The organism is Sphingobium sp. FG11 (genome assembly GCF_057809915.1).
Map to the genome: position 1 here is coordinate 210,933 of NZ_JBMDKW010000002.1, position 17,556 is coordinate 228,488.

At 61.4% G+C, this 17,556-nt stretch carries 21 protein-coding genes and 1 tRNA gene; 9 read left to right on the forward strand and 13 right to left on the reverse strand.

Annotated elements, in window-relative coordinates; all coding sequences use genetic code 11:
* Positions 1-2: 2 nt before the first annotated feature.
* Both secD and yajC read right to left on the reverse strand, forming a co-directional pair.
* Entirely contained in the window at positions 3-1,604 is a 1,602-nt protein-coding gene (gene secD / locus ACODSN_RS02630) for a protein translocase subunit SecD (RefSeq protein ID WP_489052924.1), read from the reverse strand.
* A gap of 8 nt (positions 1,605-1,612) precedes the next feature.
* A complete protein-coding gene (yajC, locus tag ACODSN_RS02635; RefSeq protein WP_489052926.1) occupies positions 1,613-1,948 on the reverse strand; it encodes a preprotein translocase subunit YajC in 336 nt (111 codons plus the stop codon).
* 226 nt (positions 1,949-2,174) lie between these two features.
* On the opposite strand from yajC, the gene ACODSN_RS02640 reads away from it, so the two are divergent.
* A tRNA-Pro gene (locus tag ACODSN_RS02640) sits at positions 2,175-2,251 on the forward strand.
* Between the two features lie 113 nt (positions 2,252-2,364).
* On the opposite strand, the gene ACODSN_RS02645 is transcribed toward ACODSN_RS02640, so the two are convergent.
* The 6 genes from ACODSN_RS02645 to ACODSN_RS02670 form a co-directional block, all read right to left on the reverse strand.
* Positions 2,365-2,577: a hypothetical protein gene (locus ACODSN_RS02645; protein ID WP_489052928.1), complete on the reverse strand. Its 213-nt coding sequence runs from the start codon at positions 2,575-2,577 to the stop codon at positions 2,365-2,367.
* Between the two features lie 546 nt (positions 2,578-3,123).
* The gene (locus ACODSN_RS02650) at positions 3,124-3,345 is read right to left on the reverse strand and encodes a hypothetical protein (RefSeq protein ID WP_489052929.1); all 222 of its coding nucleotides are present in this window, start codon (positions 3,343-3,345) and stop codon (positions 3,124-3,126) included.
* 5 nt (positions 3,346-3,350) lie between these two features.
* Complete coding sequence (locus ACODSN_RS02655) at positions 3,351-3,614, reverse strand: hypothetical protein (RefSeq protein ID WP_489052931.1); 264 nt, start codon at positions 3,612-3,614, stop codon at positions 3,351-3,353.
* Positions 3,611-4,030 (reverse strand): hypothetical protein, encoded by a 420-nt coding sequence (locus ACODSN_RS02660; protein WP_489052933.1) that lies wholly within the window; start codon positions 4,028-4,030, stop codon positions 3,611-3,613. The genes ACODSN_RS02655 and ACODSN_RS02660 overlap by 4 nt, the downstream gene beginning before the upstream one ends.
* Before the next feature lie 81 nt (positions 4,031-4,111).
* Entirely contained in the window at positions 4,112-4,468 is a 357-nt protein-coding gene (locus tag ACODSN_RS02665; RefSeq protein ID WP_489052934.1) for a hypothetical protein, read from the reverse strand.
* Between the two features lie 173 nt (positions 4,469-4,641).
* On the reverse strand, positions 4,642-5,394 hold the full coding sequence (locus ACODSN_RS02670; RefSeq protein ID WP_489052935.1) for a hypothetical protein: 753 nt from the start codon (positions 5,392-5,394) through the stop codon (positions 4,642-4,644).
* Positions 5,395-5,522: 128 nt separating this feature from the next.
* Between ACODSN_RS02670 and ACODSN_RS02675 the strand changes: the two genes are divergently transcribed.
* On the forward strand, positions 5,523-6,557 hold the full coding sequence (locus tag ACODSN_RS02675; RefSeq protein ID WP_489052936.1) for a hypothetical protein: 1,035 nt from the start codon (positions 5,523-5,525) through the stop codon (positions 6,555-6,557).
* 151 nt (positions 6,558-6,708) lie between these two features.
* Here ACODSN_RS02675 and ACODSN_RS02680 read toward each other — a convergent pair whose 3' ends face one another.
* The 4 genes from ACODSN_RS02680 to ACODSN_RS02695 form a co-directional block, all read right to left on the reverse strand.
* A complete protein-coding gene (locus ACODSN_RS02680; protein ID WP_489052938.1) occupies positions 6,709-8,106 on the reverse strand; it encodes an AAA family ATPase in 1,398 nt (465 codons plus the stop codon).
* Between the two features lie 205 nt (positions 8,107-8,311).
* Positions 8,312-8,563 (reverse strand): helix-turn-helix transcriptional regulator, encoded by a 252-nt coding sequence (locus ACODSN_RS02685; RefSeq protein WP_489052939.1) that lies wholly within the window; start codon positions 8,561-8,563, stop codon positions 8,312-8,314.
* Between the two features lie 378 nt (positions 8,564-8,941).
* Entirely contained in the window at positions 8,942-10,201 is a 1,260-nt protein-coding gene (locus tag ACODSN_RS02690; RefSeq protein ID WP_489052940.1) for a tyrosine-type recombinase/integrase, read from the reverse strand.
* A gap of 409 nt (positions 10,202-10,610) precedes the next feature.
* Positions 10,611-11,066: a hypothetical protein gene (locus ACODSN_RS02695; RefSeq protein ID WP_489052942.1), complete on the reverse strand. Its 456-nt coding sequence runs from the start codon at positions 11,064-11,066 to the stop codon at positions 10,611-10,613.
* Positions 11,067-11,422: 356 nt separating this feature from the next.
* Here ACODSN_RS02695 and ACODSN_RS02700 point away from each other — a divergent pair, with 356 nt between their 5' ends.
* The 3 genes from ACODSN_RS02700 (at position 11,423) to ACODSN_RS02710 (ending at position 13,027) form a co-directional block, all read left to right on the forward strand.
* Entirely contained in the window at positions 11,423-11,962 is a 540-nt protein-coding gene (locus ACODSN_RS02700; protein WP_489052943.1) for a glycoside hydrolase family 108 protein, read from the forward strand.
* Positions 11,963-11,973: 11 nt separating this feature from the next.
* Entirely contained in the window at positions 11,974-12,249 is a 276-nt protein-coding gene (locus ACODSN_RS02705) for a 3TM-type holin (protein ID WP_489052944.1), read from the forward strand.
* 361 nt (positions 12,250-12,610) lie between these two features.
* A complete protein-coding gene (locus tag ACODSN_RS02710) occupies positions 12,611-13,027 on the forward strand; it encodes a DUF6386 family protein (protein ID WP_489053042.1) in 417 nt (138 codons plus the stop codon).
* Between the two features lie 555 nt (positions 13,028-13,582).
* Here ACODSN_RS02710 and ACODSN_RS02715 read toward each other — a convergent pair.
* Positions 13,583-14,149, reverse strand: a complete 567-nt coding sequence (locus tag ACODSN_RS02715; protein WP_489052946.1) for a hypothetical protein — start codon at positions 14,147-14,149, stop codon at positions 13,583-13,585.
* 141 nt (positions 14,150-14,290) lie between these two features.
* On the opposite strand from ACODSN_RS02715, the gene ACODSN_RS02720 reads away from it, so the two are divergent.
* The 4 genes from ACODSN_RS02720 to rpsK all read left to right on the forward strand — a co-directional run bounded on the left by ACODSN_RS02720 (position 14,291) and on the right by rpsK (position 17,528).
* Positions 14,291-14,968, forward strand: coding sequence for a CDP-alcohol phosphatidyltransferase family protein (locus ACODSN_RS02720; protein ID WP_489052947.1), 678 nt, complete (start codon positions 14,291-14,293; stop codon positions 14,966-14,968).
* Between the two features lie 110 nt (positions 14,969-15,078).
* Entirely contained in the window at positions 15,079-16,101 is a 1,023-nt protein-coding gene (locus ACODSN_RS02725; RefSeq protein ID WP_489052948.1) for a class 1 fructose-bisphosphatase, read from the forward strand.
* Between the two features lie 557 nt (positions 16,102-16,658).
* Positions 16,659-17,027 (forward strand): 30S ribosomal protein S13, encoded by a 369-nt coding sequence (gene rpsM / locus ACODSN_RS02730; protein WP_489052949.1) that lies wholly within the window; start codon positions 16,659-16,661, stop codon positions 17,025-17,027.
* A gap of 111 nt (positions 17,028-17,138) precedes the next feature.
* Complete coding sequence (rpsK, locus tag ACODSN_RS02735) at positions 17,139-17,528, forward strand: 30S ribosomal protein S11 (RefSeq protein ID WP_092952865.1); 390 nt, start codon at positions 17,139-17,141, stop codon at positions 17,526-17,528.
* Positions 17,529-17,556: the final 28 nt, after the last annotated feature.

Genomic DNA, 17,556 nt, shown 5'->3' on the forward strand with positions numbered 1-17,556 from the left:
TATTAAATGGTGATGTCCGTCGGCCGGGTGCGGCGCACCCAGTTCGCGACGACCATGCGGGTGAAGGTGACGGCGGTGAACACGCTGGTCGCGATGCCAATCAGCAGCACGATGGCAAAGCCCTTGACCGGGCCGGAGCCGAGCGCGAGCATGATGCCGCCGGCGATGGCGTGGGTCACGTTCGCCTCGAAAATGGTGCGGCTTGCTTCCTTATAGCCGAACTCGATCGCCTGCACGACATTCCGCCCGCGCCGCCGCTCCTCGCGGATGCGTTCGTAGATCAGCACGTTGGCGTCGACCGCCGTGCCGATGGTCAGTACGAAACCGGCGATGCCCGGCAGCGTCAGCGTCGCGCCCAAAATGCCCATCACGCCCAGGATGACAGCCACGTTGATGGCGACCGCCATGTTCGCATACATGCCGAAACGGCCATAGCTCATGAACATGAACAGGGCGACGGCGGCGACCGCGATGATCGACGCGATCAGACCCGCCCGGATCGAGTCCGCGCCCAGCCCCGGCCCGACGGTCCGCTCCTCCACCACGGTCAGCGCGACCGGCAGATTGCCCGATCGCAGTGCGATGGCGAGCTGGTTGGCGGTTTCGACGGTGAAATTACCGGAGATCGTCGCGGAGCCGCCCAGAATCGGTTCGTTGATATTGGGCGCGGACAGGACTTCATTGTCGAGGATGATCGCGAACGGCCGGTTGACGTTCTGCGACGTCACCTCGCCGAATTTGCGCCCGCCGGCGCCGCTGAAGCGGATCGTGATATTGGGCTGGTTGGTCTGATGGTCATAGGTCTGCTGCGCGTCGGTCAGGTCCTCGCCCGACACCATCACCTGCCGCCGGACCGCGATCTTGGGCACGCCGGACGGATTGCCGGGATACGACAGCACTTCGCTGCCCACCGGCGCGCGGCCCTGCGCCACTTCGGCCGGATTTGCGGTATAATCGACCAGCTTGAATTCGAGCTTGGCGGTCTTGCCGAGCAGGTCTTTCAGCGCCTTGGGGTCCTGCAACCCCGGCACCTGCACGACGATGCGATTGTCGCCCTGCTGCTGGATATTGGGTTCGCGCGTGCCCAGTTCATCGGTGCGCTTGCGGATGACTTCGGTCGCGACCTTCATCGCGCTCTTGATCGCATTGTCGATGCCGGCAGGCGTCGGCGTGATGACGATTGTGGAGCTGTTGACCACCTCCACATTGAAGTCGCGCTGCCCGGTCAGCCCCGCGCCCTGCGTCAGCGGGCGGATGCGTTCCACCGCCGCGTCGACCTGCGCCGGGTTGCGGACCATGAAGCTCAATTTGCCGTCGCGGCTGGAGATGTCGCCGATTGCGATGCGCGGGTCGCCCCGGCGCAATTCGGTGCGGACCTGCTCCTCCATATTGGCGAGGCGCTGCCTGGCGACATCCTGCGTGCTGGCTTCGAGCAGCAAATGGCTGCCGCCCGACAGGTCAAGGCCCAGATTGACGCGGGTCTGCATGAAGCCGGGCAACTGGCTCACCACCCGGTCGGGCAGGAAACTCGGCACCGCGCACAATATGCCGATCACCAGCGGCAGCAGGATCGCAAAGACCGCCGAGCGCGAAAAGTTCAGCATCGATGCGCTCAGTCGTTCGCGGGCTTGGCGGCCATCGGGTCGATGACGTCGGACAGGGTCGATTTGACCGCTTTCACCTTCATGCCGGGCGCCAGCTCGATATCGACATAGGTCTCGTCGACCCGCGCGACCTTGCCGACCAGCCCGCCGCCGGTGACGACGTTGTCGCCTTTCTTCACCGCGTCGATCTTCGCCTTGTGCGCCTTCATCCGCTTCTGCTGGGGACGCAGGAGCAGCAGGTAAAACACCGCGAAGATCAGCACCAGCGGCAGCATCTGCATCACGACGGAAGCGCCGGACGCCTGCCCGCCTGCGGTCTGGGCAAAGGCTGGGGTAATGAACATGGCTGGGACTTTCATTTGACTACTGGCATTTGACTACTGGCATCGGGCTGTCTGGTCCGCCGCAGGCCATCGGGAACGGCTGCGGATCAAGGGCGCGCGGCTAACACAGATGAGGGCGCGGGGGCAACATGATTAAGGACGGGCGGCCTTCGCAGCGGACCTGAGCAAAAGCCGCGCCTAATGGCTTGCAACTTGAAACACAGCGCTCTAAGAGCCGCCGCTCGGTCGGGACGTAGCGCAGCCTGGTAGCGCATCACACTGGGGGTGTGGGGGTCGGAGGTTCGAATCCTCTCGTCCCGACCAAAAAAGTTATTATTTACAGTAGCTTACCCGCCCCCTGCGGGCATCTTGCAAGCCATTCAGCAGCGCCATCTAACATATATCTAACAGCGCCGCTGAATCGTCATGGCGGTGGGTTACGAAACCCGCTCATAGCCCGTCGCAGCCAGCACTTCGCCGGGATCAGGCTCGCCTTCGAGCGCGACATAGACGTAGTGCTTGCCATCCTCATTCGAAGTAGAAACCTCCGGCGTGCCGAGCTTGTCGATACCGGGCAGCATGAAGAACCCTTTTGCGGTCTCTTGTGCCTCATGCTCGTGAGCGAAGGCTTTGCGATATAGATGCTTCAAGACGTGACTCCATATTGCGGCAGGTGAGTCTCTCATATCATAGCAGCACCCCACACCGCGAGGTGCAGGGTGCTGGCAGCGTCAGGCGGTGGCAAAGGGAAACCTGCCCCGCTGCTGGCCCCGATGTTGTGAAGGGCGAGGGGTCGGTGGCCTTAACCCTCATCGCAGGCGTCAAATTGGAACCGCCTGCAACCTCGTCATCTGAATCTGTCTTCGTCTCCCCTGCATCCCTGAGCGCCGCTGCACAGGCGCAGGCGAAGCACATCCTCTGAGAAGAATGGACGACGGCACTTGAGACAGCGGTGCCAGCCTACCTTCCTGACCACGCGGTATGGATAGTCCGCGTCCTTCACCGGCTCCCGGCGCAAGCATCCGTCGAAAGGCCAAGGCTCCGGCTCGATGATGCCGATGGCGAATGCTTGCCCGCGCATACGGAGCGGCACATGGGGGCCGGGTGGAGGCGGCGGTATTGGTGGCTTGGGTGCTGGGGGCGGTGCGGGCTGAGTCTGCTGGTGCCGCCACGCTACCAGCCACGCGGGATCACCGTCAGCGAGCATATGCCAGCATCCATACGCCACCGGCTTCCCACGAGCGCAGATCATCGAGCACATGGAGGAATTGCCGGTCCAGCTTGCCCCCCACGACTTCCGCATACGCCGCGTCGGCGAACGCCTCGAACGAACCGCACATGATGACGATAGGAGAAGGGAGCGGTTTGCGTCCCTTCTCTATCTTCGCCACGCGGCGCTGGAGGGCGCGGAGCGACATTGTGGTCAGCCCTTGCTGTCGAGCACGTTCAGGACACCTCGCAAGTCGATCACGCTGCCGTGTTCGTGCGGCCTCGCGATCAGCGCCTTGCTCATTTCAATGTCGCTGGCGACCTGCCCCGCCTCAAGCGAAAGCTGGTCGTCCGTCACGCCGAAATGGCGTTGGACGATGCGGTCGGCATACTGGGCGGGCATCCCATACTTCTCTGCCCGCTTGAGCTGCGAGGCAGGAACATCGGCCTTGCCCTCGGGAACAGTATTGTCAGTCATGATTGAATCACCTTCAGTTGAGTGAGAATGTCGTGGGCGTCGGCGCGGACATGCCATTCGTCGCAGTCCCGCATGACCTCACACATGCTGCTGACCACAATGGAGCGCAGTTCGCCCCGCTGCTGATCGTTCATGGCGGCGATGAAATCGCGGTATGGCGTCCACCGCTGGGAGCTGCGCAGAATGTCGTTATGGTTGAGCGGGACGACATAGATGCGGTGCGCCATCTGGTCCGCGATGCCGACCGCCCAATCCACCATTGCCTGATAGTGGGTGATGGGCAGAAGGCGCAGGCTGCGACCCTGCACTGTTCCGGGCGTGTCGCCCTCGCCGAACAAGATCACCTGCACCATGATGTCATCGGGTTCCGGTGCCTCGGTGATGACGCGGTTTCTGGCTGTGGTTATCGTCGTCATAGGGTGCCCCCATGTGTCAATCGTCGGGGTCCGGTCGGTCGCATCGCCGACCCTCGCAACCGAAATACAAATAATTCCAATTTAGCGAGGGGCATCGGCGGCGGCCTCCAAGGCTTCGATCCGGGCCTCAAGGGTCTCCTGCATCCGCACGTCGCCGAGGCGGGCGATGCTGTCACAGATGAGGCGTCCGACATCGGCCGCCAGTTTTCCTTCACTGACGGCTTGCAGCACGGCAGCGACTTGGACGCTGATGGGCGCGGACGCATCGAAATCGAAAGCCACTTTCTCGGCCTGGCTCTTCACGCTCGGAAGCACCTTCGCCAGAACGATGCTCGCAGCGTTCACATCCCCTTCGAGGGCGCGACCCACCAGCATTTGCACGATGCCCTTTATCTCATCCAATGCCGCTTGTGTGGCGAGCAGCCGTTTGTCAGGCACGCCTGCGGGTCGTCCGGCAGGATTCGGACTAGGTCCGCCAGCGATCCAGTTCGGATTGCCGGGGCCGCGAGGCTCAGTTGCGGGGAGCGGAGGCGCGGGCTTCCAATCCGTGTTGCCCCAAGGGGGCGTGACAGCGTTCATCGAACTACCTTGATTTGATTAGAACAAGCGCCTCAGACGGGGACGGCGAAGCGTTCTTTTGACGCTTTTACGCGAGCGCGTATCTCGGCGGCCCTCCACGTCCGAACCAGAACACGGCGACCCTGCCGGTCCTCCTGATACTCCTGATGGACACCGACCGCGTTCTGGACTTCGGTCCTGAGGATGGCGTAGTTGCGGTTCAGCATGTCAGCCGCCGCCTTCATGGCGCGCACCTTCTTGGCTTCGATGGGGTTCTGGGAATTTTGCCAGTCCCTCAAAAATTCCGCGTGCAATTCGGGGTCCAGCCCGGACAGGTAGCTGGGCGCCCCCAGAATACTCGATGCCGTGAGTTCGTCGCCCGCCTCAATTGCCTTGCGCAGCGCGTTCATCTTTGGACCCATTTCCATACCCGCGAAGTGCTGGCGGATCTCCGTCGCCATGTTCCGAGACGCTTTGCTCTCGACAGGGGCGTAAAGCTCCCGCTCCATCGTGGTCACATTGTTGTTCAAGGCGTCAATCGCCCGTCCCCAAATGCCGTCCACCCGGTTCATCACCTTGATGGCGTGGTCGTCCACGGCGACGAGTTGCTCAAAGTCATTGAGCGTCGGGTTCAGCTTCGCGCCTTCCTTGGCATTGTGGATGGACTGCAACGCCTTGAAGGCTTCGCTCACAGCCGTCTCGGCCTGTCCAAGCAAAGGGCGCGTCTCGTCATCGTAATCAGGGATGACACCGGCGATGCCGGGATGAAGAGTTGGCGAAATACGGGTATCAGTTTCATCGGCCATTTTATCGAACTCCCATGCCGGATACGGCTAGACATTGGCTACAGGCTAGGGAGGCCAGTGAAAGTCATGCAAGCGAAAAATATGCTATAACAATTACTTAGTTCAGTTCAGGCGTAACTGACCGTGACATGACGTATGTGTGGGTCGGCAATGTGCGTATGCGGGCGGGCCGCTGTAAGCCGCGCACAGCGCAGGCCGGGGTTGCCTTCACCCTAGCGAGGGCAGGCGTGCTTTCGTGCCCCAGCGCGGCGGCTGGCGGCCCTGCATGTGGTGACCACGCAAGCAACCTGTGCCACAATCGAGCGATGATACAACTTCAGCCAATCATTGACCGCATACGGACCTTAGTTGAGCAGGACACCGACGCGAGTGTAACCTATGCTGCTCTTGAAGCCCGATTGGCCTTGGAGAAGGTCTGCTACGATCGGCTCCGGCAGCGCCATGACTATATCTCGCACGCCGACCTTAAAGCGTGGACACCGCGCCATGTGGTTAAGAGGGTCATGGAAGAGGTAGACGAGAACCTCGGTCTGACGATGACCCTCTCGATGAGCCGAACCCCCGCTAGAGATGACGTGAAGCCAGAGGATGAAGATTACGTCGAGATTGGAACCGAGATTGGATTCAAACCTCAGCGTATTGCAGGGTTGTGGCAGGCTCTTTCAAATCTGGCGTTGCACGTTCGCGTGCCCGAACACAAAAATGACCACATACCCGACTATGGAGATAAAGCTCAAACACGGGCAAAAGTTGATGCTGTGGTTGCAGAATTGGAGCGCCTAGCCAAAGGCACGATGACCTTTTCCGGTCTGGGCGAAGAGGTATTCTTTAACTGCGCTTGTGGTCAAAAGAATAAGCGGCGCGCCGGGTTGCTGAAGCACGGGCAATCGGTGTCATGCTACAGCGAAAATTGCAGTCGCGGTTATAAGGTGGCGATTGAGGATGACGGCAGCTTCACGTTCGAACTAGATTCGGTAGAAATTCCATGTGCCGCGTGCGGCAAATCAACGCTCGCTCCTCGGAACGAATTGTTGAAAATGAACTACGAGCAGCCAAAGATCGTGAAGTGCATAAAGTGCGGGCACGAAAACCGCATTCAATGGATACTCGCCCGCGCAGACCTTCCGTCAACAACACCATCAGCGACGAAGTTGGAACCATAACCACAGGCAGGCACGCGCGAGCGCGCATGTAGGGAAACCCCGCAAGGTGGGGAATGTGGTGAAGTGGGGGCAGTGGTGCAAAGTGAGGAGTTGCTAGCACTTTCCCCAGTTTCCCCACCTTACTGCACTGCCCCCACTTTCCCCACCCTACTCACTCTTTGGCAGCGGCAACCACCTTCGGTCGGCACATCCAAGTGCCTTTGACGTTCTCCCTCTCCATGTGGTCACCGCTATGCTTGTCCCACCAGCTTGCCGAGACGACCTTCTCCTGCAAGGCGACCTGTTTCACCGTGCTGACGGGTAGCCAGTCGTGGTTAGGATACATCAGGTAGAACGCTTGGAACCACATGGCGAACTGAGGCTCATATTGGCTCTTTGGTCCGCGTGACTTGCCAACCGTGCTATTCGGGGTGAGCGCCGCGTCTAGCTGGTCCCATGCCGGTTTCGTGGCATAGATCGGCTTGCCGTTCCTGTGGTCATTGCCAACCTCGACCCGCTCCGTATGGAAGCGCCATGCCCCACCGGGGTGTTCGGGCAAGTTCACCTTCACCTGCATGAACACCTTGGCGTGCGGGTCTGGCTCCTCGTCCTCAGTGCGCGGCTGCTCAATCACGGCGCACAGGGAGCGACAGGTCTGGGCGAACGCGGCAGACCCGAGGACACGGTGCAGCATCGCGCGGTTCGTGTCCTTGGCAAAGTGCGTGACACAGACAATGGCGATGTTGTGCGTCTGGGCGAGGATCAGCCACGGTTCCAATACCGTGCGAAGCTGACCCGCGTCATTGAGGTCCACTTTGCGCAGCTTCTGTCCCGGCAAATAGCTGGTGACGGGGTCGATAACGAGCATGGCGAACGGGTCGCCCATGTCGCGCGCCTCAGCCAACCCCTTGCTCACCGCCTCCAAGTCGTCCTGCATAGAGAAGGTATTGCGCTTACCCTCCTGCATAACGCCCTGAATCTCGACAACATTGGCAAGGTTGGCACCACATGCGACGAGCCTCGGCACCGTCATTTCCTCAATGCTGTCCTCGCTACCCAGCCACAGCACCCGTTCAGGCTTCCGCCATGCGTTGGGGCAGTCGTATTCACCCGGCCACGGCGCACCTGTGGTCACACGCGCAGTAACGTCCGCGAACACGGTGGACTTGCCCGCGCCCGTTTCGCCCGCCAACAGAGTTATATATCCCTTCGGAATCCACCCGGTCCACAGCCACTCGATAGCGTGCATCTGCACTGCGCCCAGCGAGCGAAAGACGAGGTGGCGAGGAGCGTCGGACCCGTCAGGGGGAAGCCCGCGCCGCATTCGCTCACGCTTTGTCTTCGCCTCTTCAGCACGCGCATGTTGCTCCATCAATTTCACACGGCTCTGTTCAAAGTCCGCCTTCTCTTTCCAGTTGAGATGGAAACCAAGCTCAGGGTCATGGCCCTGCCCGTTCTCCGCACGCGCACGCGCCGCTTCCCAGTGGCCTTGGGCCGCTTTCACGTCAGGGGGCACCTCAGCAAGGAAATCTGCGCTGTAGCTAATACCATCGACGGTCTTATCAGACATGGCGCGCCTCCATCGTCGGGGTAGTAGTCAATCTGCGCCCATCGCCATCCGCATCCGGCGAATTTTTACGCGGCGCGCAATTTGCCCGCAAATGTTCGGGGCATGTCGATGTTTGCGACCTCTCGTGGAGATCGGGTATGTTGGTGCTGTTCACGATGATACTCCGGGGGCAGGGCCACCACCCTGCCCCTGTTTATGAGGAGGGTCAGGCGGCCTGCTCGCTGGTGCTGTATCGGGCGCCAGCAGCCAGCCATGCGAGGACGTCGCGCTCGGCGTAACGTATGATGCGGGAACCGGGCGGGCTGAAATGGCGCAGGGGGACGCCGCGCGTGCGGTAGCCCTCCAGCGTGTCCACCGACAGCGCCAGCACCTCGGCCGTCTCTTTGGGATCAAGGGGACGCCCCTTGGGGACGTAATTGAACAATTCGCAGAGCTGTTCAAAGGTCATTTGGCTCATGGTTCGACTCCATGCGCTGCAACCTAGCGCCGGGGTGAACACTCCACTGTGGAGCCGATAAGGATTAATGAGGTAGTTACACTAAGCTGCTCGCAGTTAGTCTTGCAAGCACTTATTTTCGCTGACTAAACACATGCTGCGCTCGGTGTGTCATCGAGATACAATCGTCAAAATTTTTTTCTTCTCAAGAGCAACAGGGCGATATTGGCTCATCACCCCGTCTTGACCGATTTTGCCCGAATAGTTCGATTTGACCGACCGCCCCCGGCCTCTCGGCTAGGGGGCGGCTGGGGCACGAAGCCGGGGTGCCACCCTCCCTACCCCGGCGGCGCTGCGCGAAAGGGGCTGTGCGCGGCGGCACGCGGCCCCAGCGGTGCGTCACGCGCGGAGGCTCACCACATTTGCGCCGCTCGCCTTCGCTGCCTGCTGTTCAATCCAGTCGGATATTTGCTGGGTAAATGGCAGCAGATACTGAAGCTTCTGGGTGCGGGCATAGTGTTTCAGCGTGACCGACTGCGGCACATGGTTAGTGAGTAATTCCAGCTTGTAGAGGTCGATGTCCAGCGTTGCCGCGCCTGTCGATACGAACGTGCGCCGCAAATCATGCGCCGAGATAGGCTGGTCGATCAGCTTGGCAATTCGTTCCAGCGGGGCGCGCGTGTCGGTGACGAAACCTCCCTTGGCACGCGACGGGAAGCAATAGGGGCTGGCGTCCTTGTCGTCGTCCTTGGGCTTCCGTGCCCGGAGCAGGTCAACCGCCAACGACGACAACGGGAGCCAAACCGGATTGCCGTTCTTTGTATTGGGCAGGTGGAACCATGCTTCATCGAGATTGACGTTGGACCACTCAAGGCTTGCGCCCTCTGACCTGCGGCATCCGGTGAGCATCAAAAAGCGCACAAGGTCTATACCAGCAAGGGCGTCCTGATTCTTCGGATGCGCCCGCATTTCCGTGAGCAGGTTCCAAGCTGCGCCGATATGCTTCTCGTCAATGTCGCGGGTGCGCGCCTTGAAGCCGGGCCAGTCACCTTTCATCGCGGCGACGGGGTTGTGGGTGATGAGCGGCGTCCCATCTGCACGCTTATAGCGGCGCATGGCGAAGTTAATGAGGATGGACAGCGTGGTCATAGCGATCTGAGCCTGACCGGGGGCGGGCTTACCCCGCAGACCTTTCGTCGCCAACTCGGTATAGCGTTTCCGAATGTCCGCCTCGGTGATGCTGGCGATGGGCTTGTCCTTCCACGCTGCAAACACCTGCTCAACGTGGCGGTCCTTCTCCACAATGGTCGTGTCCCGCAACATGCCGGGGCGACCATGCAGATACTCGGTCGCCACCTCACGCAATGTTACCTTGGCAGCGGCGTCCTCCTTCTGGGCATCGCGGGGGTCAATCCCCTCGCGCATCTGCTGTAATACCTTCTGCGCCTTCTTCCGCGCGGTGTCCTCGGTATAGGTGCCGTAGTTACCGATGGTGAACTGGACCTGTTTCCCCTTCACGCGCCCCATGACCATGAACACCCGCTTGCCCGTCGAGGTGACGCGCATCCCGTAGCCAGCGACCGCATCATCCCAGTGCATCTCATAGGCAGCGACAGGCGGCTTCACCTTGTCTATGAACGCCTTCGTTAGCTTCACCATGACAAACTCCGTCTAACAAATTTCTAACACGCAAATACGTGCTACGACGTCCTGCCACGAGCGCACAAGTAGTTCTATTTTTCTGCTTAATGAGCATTTACAGGCATCTACGTGCAACTACCGGCAACTAAGGAATTACCTGTCCCATACTGGGGGTGTGGGGGTCGGAGGTTCGAATCCTCTCGTCCCGACCAAGTTTTTCGGAAAAAGCGGCCGTCCGGGGGACGGATGCCCGAAAAACTCCTAAGCGCGAGCGCGGGAGGCGACATTCAACAGCGATGATTTGATAGGCGGCGAAGGCTGTCCGTTTGTGTATGCGTGCCCGGCATGGGCAGACCGTAAGCTGCGACGTTGAATCGCCCCACTCACTGCAGCAACCAACGCCCGACGGCACAGGGTGCTGGCGGCGTCAGGGCGCAGAATCCAGCGGAGAATTTGCTGGCAGAATCGACGGGTCCGCAAGCGATGCCACATCAATCGGGTATGTGGCCCATGCTTCCTGATCGCGCTCGGGCGGCTTCCAAAAATACACGACCCATCGATCTCCAACCTTAGGCAAGGGTTGCCCGTCATCACAAGCCGCCGATCCCCATCCGCGAACGAATTTCACGGTTCTGGCAGAGTATGCACCTTTTATGACTCGACCAATTTTTGCTGTTGCAGACCAAGGATGGGAATCGCTCAATGCGGGACTTGTATATTCCGCGCTCTCAATAGTCACAAAAGCAACGGCCGAAATTGCTCCTTTCCGGTAGCCGTCCGCAATACGTTGCTCGGGAGGTCTATATACGCGACACGCATAGGCAGGCGCCGCAAATATCAACGCGGCCAGAACCGCCACCAAATTCCATTTGGCGATACGCATTTGTCATGAATACGCACCGCTATTGTAGTGCGCAACAGATCCTTGACCGGGATTGCCGACGGTCGCGTTTGCGCCGTGCTGCCAGCCGCGCGTGCCCCCTGTCAGCGAGGCATGCAGCGCCTCTCAACCGCGGGGGCTGCGAAAACCTCCGTCATGCCTTACAGGTTCCAGCGCCCTGCTCTCCGCCCCAGCCGCTCGCCCGCTCAATCCCCAAGCTAAAGAGTCATGCCAAGCGCGATAGGCAAGGACCTCGGTTTCTTCGCGTCTTTGCAAGGCGCCTCTTTGTCATTTCCCGCTGTCCTACAACAAACCATATAGGATAACTGATTCGCCTTCGACGCATAGAGGAGGCAATCATGGATATCGCGATACTGATCGATGAGGTTATCGCGCGGGAGGGGGGCTATAGCCGCCATCCGGCCGACCGGGGCGGGGCGACCAATTGGGGGATCACCGAAGCCGTGGCGCGAGCCAATGGCTATGCGGGCGACATGCGCGACTTGCCGCGCGCCACCGCCGTCGCGATCTATCAGCGGCTTTATTGGGGCCAGCCGGGCTATGCCTTCGTCGCGGAAACATGCCCGAAGATCGCGGCGGATCTGTTCGATACGGCGGTCAATATGGGCGCGGGCACGGCCACCGGCTTCCTGCAGCGCGCGCTCAATGCACTCAACCGCAACCAGCAGGATTATCCCGATATCAAGGTCGATCGCAGCATCGGCGCCAGGACACTGGCCGCGCTCACGGCCTTCATCGCGCTGCGCGGCAAGGGCGGCGAGAAGGTGCTGCTGACCGCGATCGAATCGCTGCAAGGCGAACGCTATATCGCCCTCGCCGAAAGCCGACCAGCCAATGAGGCGTTTCTCTATGGCTGGCTGGCGAACCGGATCGGTTAGGAGAGGCAGGCATGGCCACATCGCCCGACATCGGTGAAGCCCCGCCGGACGCCTGGAGCGCCCGCGCCCGGCCCGCCTTTCTCTACCTCATGTACGCGCTGCTGCTCTGGTCGGTGCCGATGGGCCTGATCGCGGGGGTGCGCCCGGACGTCGCGGCGGCGATCACGGCGGGCATGCGCGCTTATCTCAACGCCCTGCCCGAACCGCTCTACGCCCTGTTCGGCACCGGCTACCTCGGCTACACCGCCGCCCATGCCTGGGGAAAAGCCAAAGGCGTGGAGCGATAGGATGCCTTTCCGGAGGTTTTCAGAACCTCCGGTCGGCATGGCTGAAAAAGGACGGCTGGAACTGGGTGGAAAATTCGGACGGTCTGGAACCGACCACAATGGGCGCTCCGCCAGATCATCCTCATTCTTGAAACCGGCCATTCTTTCGGGCGGCACGTCGGACGCCGAATGATGAAATCTGATGGTAAGCGGACGGGCAGCTTTGCCTAGCTCCGAAGATCGTCGTGCGATACATCTATGCGAACTGGGAGGGCATGATGGGTCTTTTGCGGCGCTGGTTCGGTAAAAAGTATATTCCTTCGTCGGAAAGACCCGATGACACAGGGGCGCAGCTTCCGTTAACCTGCAGCCAGAATTCGGCATTTACACCACCACCAGCACCATAGTCGTTTATGATTTAGGAGCGCTGAAGCACCGGCTTGATGACGATGTGGATTGGTGGGCCGATCCGGCGGAAGAGTTAGTCGAAATAAGCCGTCGAAACCTGATGATCGTAGGCCTCGGAGGTGACGGATTTTATGATCTGGACATCGTCAATGAGGACGGTTTTCCTCGACGGTATTCGCTGTCTTTTCCCAGTGGTCGCGTATTCATAGGGCCGGGAGAAATGCTGACGGGCGGAGGAGATGAACCAGCCCCCCAATATGGCGGCATGTTTTTCGACTTCGAGCCCGGCGATTATACCGTCGGCATAGAACGGATAGATGAGCGCCTGCGGATCAGCATCACCCGCGCCATCGCGTTCGAGAATATGGTGATGGAGCCAATCCGCATCTGATGTCCGCTTGTCGGCGATTGTTGCCGAATGATTTTTAACGCGCAGCGTCAGCTATTGCCGGTTATCTCTCCAAAAGATGACAGTCCGCTTTCCACCCAAAGCCGCCCCACTGCGTAACCTATCCCCCGCTCACAACCCACAAACATGAGAGGGGCCGCCGGGCATGACGCCCGACGGCCCATCATGTGCATGGTCAGCGGCCGGAAGTGCCGCCCAGGGGAAACGTTACTCGCGCTATCTGCCGAACAGGGCAGGCCGTCCGCGAAAGGCGGAAAAGACGGCTGATCACCCATATTCGGAAAATCGACGCATCAAGGCGTCGCTCAGCGGCGCGTTCCCCGATTGGACTTGACCGACCCCATTGCTGAACCATGAGACATCGGATCACCTCCTTTCGCTATGTTGAAGCCCGTATGGCCGGCTTCGGGTGCGTCCTCTGACGGCCACGAGATGGAATGTGAATCAGACGAGCAGCATCTTCAAGCCTTGTATTATTCTTTTTTCGAATCATACTACTGCCTCCGCGATCGGGTGCGTCGCACGCTCCCGTCGCTCCTAGCCGCGGCAATCCTCGATCACCCGAGACACCTCGCCCCAGGCGGGCAGGTACAGCGGCTCCAGCCCGGCGACCTCCACCATGAACCGGCCCCGGCTATAGGCGATCTGGTCGAGCATCGCGTCGTTCGTTGCACGAATGGCGACCGTCGCTGCCCCCGTAGCCGGCGAGACCGGCCAGCTCACCGCGCCGGTGCTGGTGCGCACGGTCATCGCCCCCTGCCCGACGCCTGCCCGCTCGAACCGCATCCGCCCAGCGGCCCGGTCGCAGCGGATCGAAAAGCGGGTATCGCCCGCTGTCGGGCCAAACAGCGCGACCGATCCCGCGCCGTCCGCCCGATAGGTCCAGTTGCCCGGCGTCGCCGGTCGATACTGCCATTCGGTCGCGACCGGCGCCGGCGAAGGCGCGGCAACCGCTGGCGCAGGGCGATGCGGCGCGGGCCGGGACGCGGATGGCGATGAAGGCGCAGGCCGGGAAGGCCGCGGGGTCGGCCCGACGCAGGAGGTCAGCGACACCAGCAAGGGCGCGGCGAGCATCATCGGCAGGGCAAGGGACGAAAAACGCATATCGCTCCATGCCCGAGCCGGGAGCGGCGCTCAATCGGAAAAGCCACGCGCCCTGCCCGCGCGTCGCCCAGCCGGGGCGCGCCAGCGTCAGGCTCCTCACCCCCATGTTGCAGAAATATGAATGCGCCGTCATAAGGCTCCATGACCAAGCCACTCGAACGCCACGTCAATCCTTTGTCCCGGATCCAGCAGAATGTGCTGGCCCGTTCCGAACGGCGGCTGCTGAACTGGCTCTGCGCGCGCATGCCGCAATGGGTGACGCCCGATCTGCTCACCTCACTCGGCATGGTCGGCGCGGTCGCCATTTTCGCCGGCTATGCCGCGAGCGTCTTTTCGGTGGGCTGGCTGCTGCTTGCACTCGCGGGCTATGCGATCCAGTGGTTCGGCGATTCGATGGATGGCAGCCTGGCGCGCTATCGCCAGATCGAACGCCCCTCCTACGGTTATTTCATCGACCATAGTTGCGACGGCCTCGCCACGCTGCTGATCCTGGCGGGCATGGGGATCAGCCCGTTCGTGCGCATGGACGTCGCGCTGATCGCGCTCGCGGGCTATCTGCTGCTGTCGGTGCACGCCTTTCTGTCGGCTCGCGTGCTGGGCGAGCTTAAACTCTCCTATCTCGCCGCCGGGCCGACCGAGTTGCGCCTGATGCTGATCGGACTGACCATCATGATGATGGCGCTCGGCTCCTCGCCCGGCCTGTTCGGCAGGATATCGGGCTTCGACGTGTTCGTGGGCACGGTGGGCGGCGTGCTGATCCTGCTGTTCATCATGCAGACGGCGGTGACGGGGCGGCGGCTGGCCCTGCGCGGCGGCTAAAGCGCTGAACTTGCGCGCTGGACTTGCGCGCCCGACTGACCTAGCGGCTGGAGGCAGTCCCAACCCGGCCGCGGCGTAACATCCACGGCCCCGTCGCGAGTAGGCAGTCCATGGCGCGCACCACCCTCACCCGTTTCCTGATCGAACAGCAGCGCCTGGCGAACGCGCTGCCCGCCGAATTGCGGCTGCTGATCGAAACGGTCGCCCGCGCGTGCAAGACGATCAGCCATTCGGTCAGCAAGGGTGCGCTCGGCGAAGTGCTGGGCAGCCTCGACAGCGAGAATGTGCAGGGCGAAGTCCAGAAGAAGCTGGACGTGATCGCCAATGAACTGCTGCTCGAAGCCAATGAATGGGGCGGCCATCTCGCGGCGATGGCGTCGGAGGAGATGGACACGCTCTATCGCATCCCCAACCGCTATCCCAAGGGCGAATATCTGCTGCTGTTCGATCCGATCGACGGGTCGAGCAATATCGACGTCGATCTCTCGGTCGGCACCATCTTCTCGGTGCTGCGCGCGCCCGAAGCGGTGTCCGGGCGCGACGTGACCGAGGAGGATTTCCTCCAGTCGGGCCGGCATCAGGTGGCGGCAGGCTATGCGATCTACGGGCCGCAAAGCCTGCTGGTGCTGACCGTGGGCACCGGCGTTTATGAATTCACGCTCGACCGCGAAGTCGGCTCCTGGGTGCTGACCGACAGCGATATGAAGATGCCGCAGGGCAAGTGCGAATTCGCGATCAACATGTCGAACCGCCGCCAATGGTCGCCCGGCGTCACTCGCTATATCGACGAGCGGGTCGAGGGCGCGACGGGACCATGCGGCAAGGATTTCAACATGCGCTGGACCGCGTCGATGGTGGCGGACGTGCACCGCATCCTCAAGCGCGGCGGCATCTTCATGTATCCCGCCGATCATCGCGAGGCGAACAAGGCCAAGCTGCGCCTGATGTATGAGGCCAATCCGATGAGCTTCCTGATCGAGCAGGCGGGCGGCGCGGCGACCGACGGATTCGGCCCGATCATGGACATCGCGCCTACCGGCCTGCACCAGCGCGTCGGCGTGGTGCTGGGCGACTGCGCCGAAGTGGCGATGGTGACCGCTTATGGGCTGGAGACGGCAGCGCAACCGGCGTGAGAGCCAGTCCGGAGATGCGGAAAAGTGCGGGTCAGAAATAAAAGTGGGGGAGAGCGCCGCCCTTGGCGCGCTCATCCCCCGCTTGCTTCGTCCGGCCATGCCGGTCTTACCGGCGGCCCCCTCTCCCAAGGATTATTCTATATGGCGCCGGACGGCAGCAGGCATTCCGTAGCGGAAGCCGGGGATAAAAAAAAGGGCCGATCCGTAGACCAGCCCTGAAAAGTTTAGGAGAGGATGCCTGAAAGGCACCGCCCTTCTGTCCGAGACAGCCCCTTGCTGCAAATGCGAAGGGCGGAATGGCGATTGCAGGAATCGCAATCGTCGCGGACCGCGCCGGATCGGGCGCCGTTCGCGACGGTCGCGATTGACAGTTTCGGGCCGAATCGCTAATGGCCGGTCCTCCCGACACGCTGGCAAGCGGCAGTGCCTTCGCACTGGCCGTCTTTTTTGCGTCCGGGACCATATGAAATCGGTCGCTCTGGTCCATCGGACTGGCGGCCCTGACGCTTTGAGATGGGGCGGCGCCAACCGCCCTGTGGAGCAGGAGAACATTACCCATGGCACGTATTGCGGGTGTTAACATCCCGACCAACAAGCGCGTAATCATTGCGCTCACCTACATTCACGGCATCGGCCGCAAGACCGCCGTCGGCATCGCCGACAAGCTGGGCATCGACCACAGCCGCCGCGTTCAGGACCTGTCGGACGCCGAAGTCCTGCAAATCCGCGAGACGATCGACGCCGGCCTCACCGTCGAGGGTGATCTTCGCCGCGAAACCGCGATGAACATCAAGCGCCTGATGGATCTGGCCTGCTATCGCGGCCTGCGCCATCGCAAAGGGCTGCCGGTTCGCGGTCAGCGCACGCACACCAATGCGCGCACCCGCAAGGGCAAAGCCAAGGCGATCGCCGGCAAGAAGAAATAAGTAAGGCGTCCGGGAAACAGTCCGGGGGACTGTTTTCAGCCTTACTCCGCCGGAGGCAGCCCTCCTTGGGCACAGCCTAGGCTTAGCAGATTTTGTAGGAAGAGCAGAAAAATGGCACGCGAACCCCAGCGCATTAAACGGCGCGAGCGCAAGAACATTTCGGCCGGCGTGGCCCATGTCAACGCCAGCTTCAACAACACCATGATCACCATCACCGATGCCCAGGGCAATGCGATCAGCTGGTCCTCGGCCGGCATGATGGGCTTCAAGGGCAGCCGCAAGTCGACCCCTTACGCCGCGCAGGTCTGTGCGGAAGACGCCGGTCGCAAGGCCGCCGAACATGGCGTGCGCACGCTGGAAGTCGAAGTCAAAGGCCCCGGTTCGGGTCGTGAATCGGCTCTCCGCGCGCTTCAGGCTGTGGGCTTCCACATCACCTCGATCCGCGACGTGACGCCGATCCCGCATAACGGCGTCCGTCCGTCCAAGCGCCGCCGCGTCTAAAAACCGGCTGGCACTGTCGGCAGGCGGC

Bases quoted from the DNA above. Each gene is read 5' to 3' on its own strand.
- secD (WP_489052924.1), bottom strand. From the start codon at position 1,604: ATGCTGAACTTTTCGCGCTCGGCGGTCTTTGCGATCCTGCTGCCGCTG.
- yajC (WP_489052926.1), bottom strand. From the start codon at position 1,948: ATGTTCATTACCCCAGCCTTTGCCCAGACCGCAGGCGGGCAGGCGTCC.
- ACODSN_RS02650 (WP_489052929.1), bottom strand. From the start codon at position 3,345: ATGTCGCTCCGCGCCCTCCAGCGCCGCGTGGCGAAGATAGAGAAGGGA.
- ACODSN_RS02655 (WP_489052931.1), bottom strand. From the start codon at position 3,614: ATGACTGACAATACTGTTCCCGAGGGCAAGGCCGATGTTCCTGCCTCG.
- ACODSN_RS02660 (WP_489052933.1), bottom strand. From the start codon at position 4,030: ATGACGACGATAACCACAGCCAGAAACCGCGTCATCACCGAGGCACCG.
- ACODSN_RS02670 (WP_489052935.1), bottom strand. From the start codon at position 5,394: ATGGCCGATGAAACTGATACCCGTATTTCGCCAACTCTTCATCCCGGC.
- ACODSN_RS02675 (WP_489052936.1), top strand. From the start codon at position 5,523: ATGACGTATGTGTGGGTCGGCAATGTGCGTATGCGGGCGGGCCGCTGT.
- ACODSN_RS02680 (WP_489052938.1), bottom strand. From the start codon at position 8,106: ATGTCTGATAAGACCGTCGATGGTATTAGCTACAGCGCAGATTTCCTT.
- ACODSN_RS02685 (WP_489052939.1), bottom strand. From the start codon at position 8,563: ATGAGCCAAATGACCTTTGAACAGCTCTGCGAATTGTTCAATTACGTC.
- ACODSN_RS02690 (WP_489052940.1), bottom strand. From the start codon at position 10,201: ATGGTGAAGCTAACGAAGGCGTTCATAGACAAGGTGAAGCCGCCTGTC.
- ACODSN_RS02695 (WP_489052942.1), bottom strand. From the start codon at position 11,066: ATGCGTATCGCCAAATGGAATTTGGTGGCGGTTCTGGCCGCGTTGATA.
- ACODSN_RS02700 (WP_489052943.1), top strand. From the start codon at position 11,423: ATGGATATCGCGATACTGATCGATGAGGTTATCGCGCGGGAGGGGGGC.
- ACODSN_RS02705 (WP_489052944.1), top strand. From the start codon at position 11,974: ATGGCCACATCGCCCGACATCGGTGAAGCCCCGCCGGACGCCTGGAGC.
- ACODSN_RS02715 (WP_489052946.1), bottom strand. From the start codon at position 14,149: ATGCGTTTTTCGTCCCTTGCCCTGCCGATGATGCTCGCCGCGCCCTTG.
- ACODSN_RS02720 (WP_489052947.1), top strand. From the start codon at position 14,291: ATGACCAAGCCACTCGAACGCCACGTCAATCCTTTGTCCCGGATCCAG.
- ACODSN_RS02725 (WP_489052948.1), top strand. From the start codon at position 15,079: ATGGCGCGCACCACCCTCACCCGTTTCCTGATCGAACAGCAGCGCCTG.
- rpsM (WP_489052949.1), top strand. From the start codon at position 16,659: ATGGCACGTATTGCGGGTGTTAACATCCCGACCAACAAGCGCGTAATC.
- rpsK (WP_092952865.1), top strand. From the start codon at position 17,139: ATGGCACGCGAACCCCAGCGCATTAAACGGCGCGAGCGCAAGAACATT.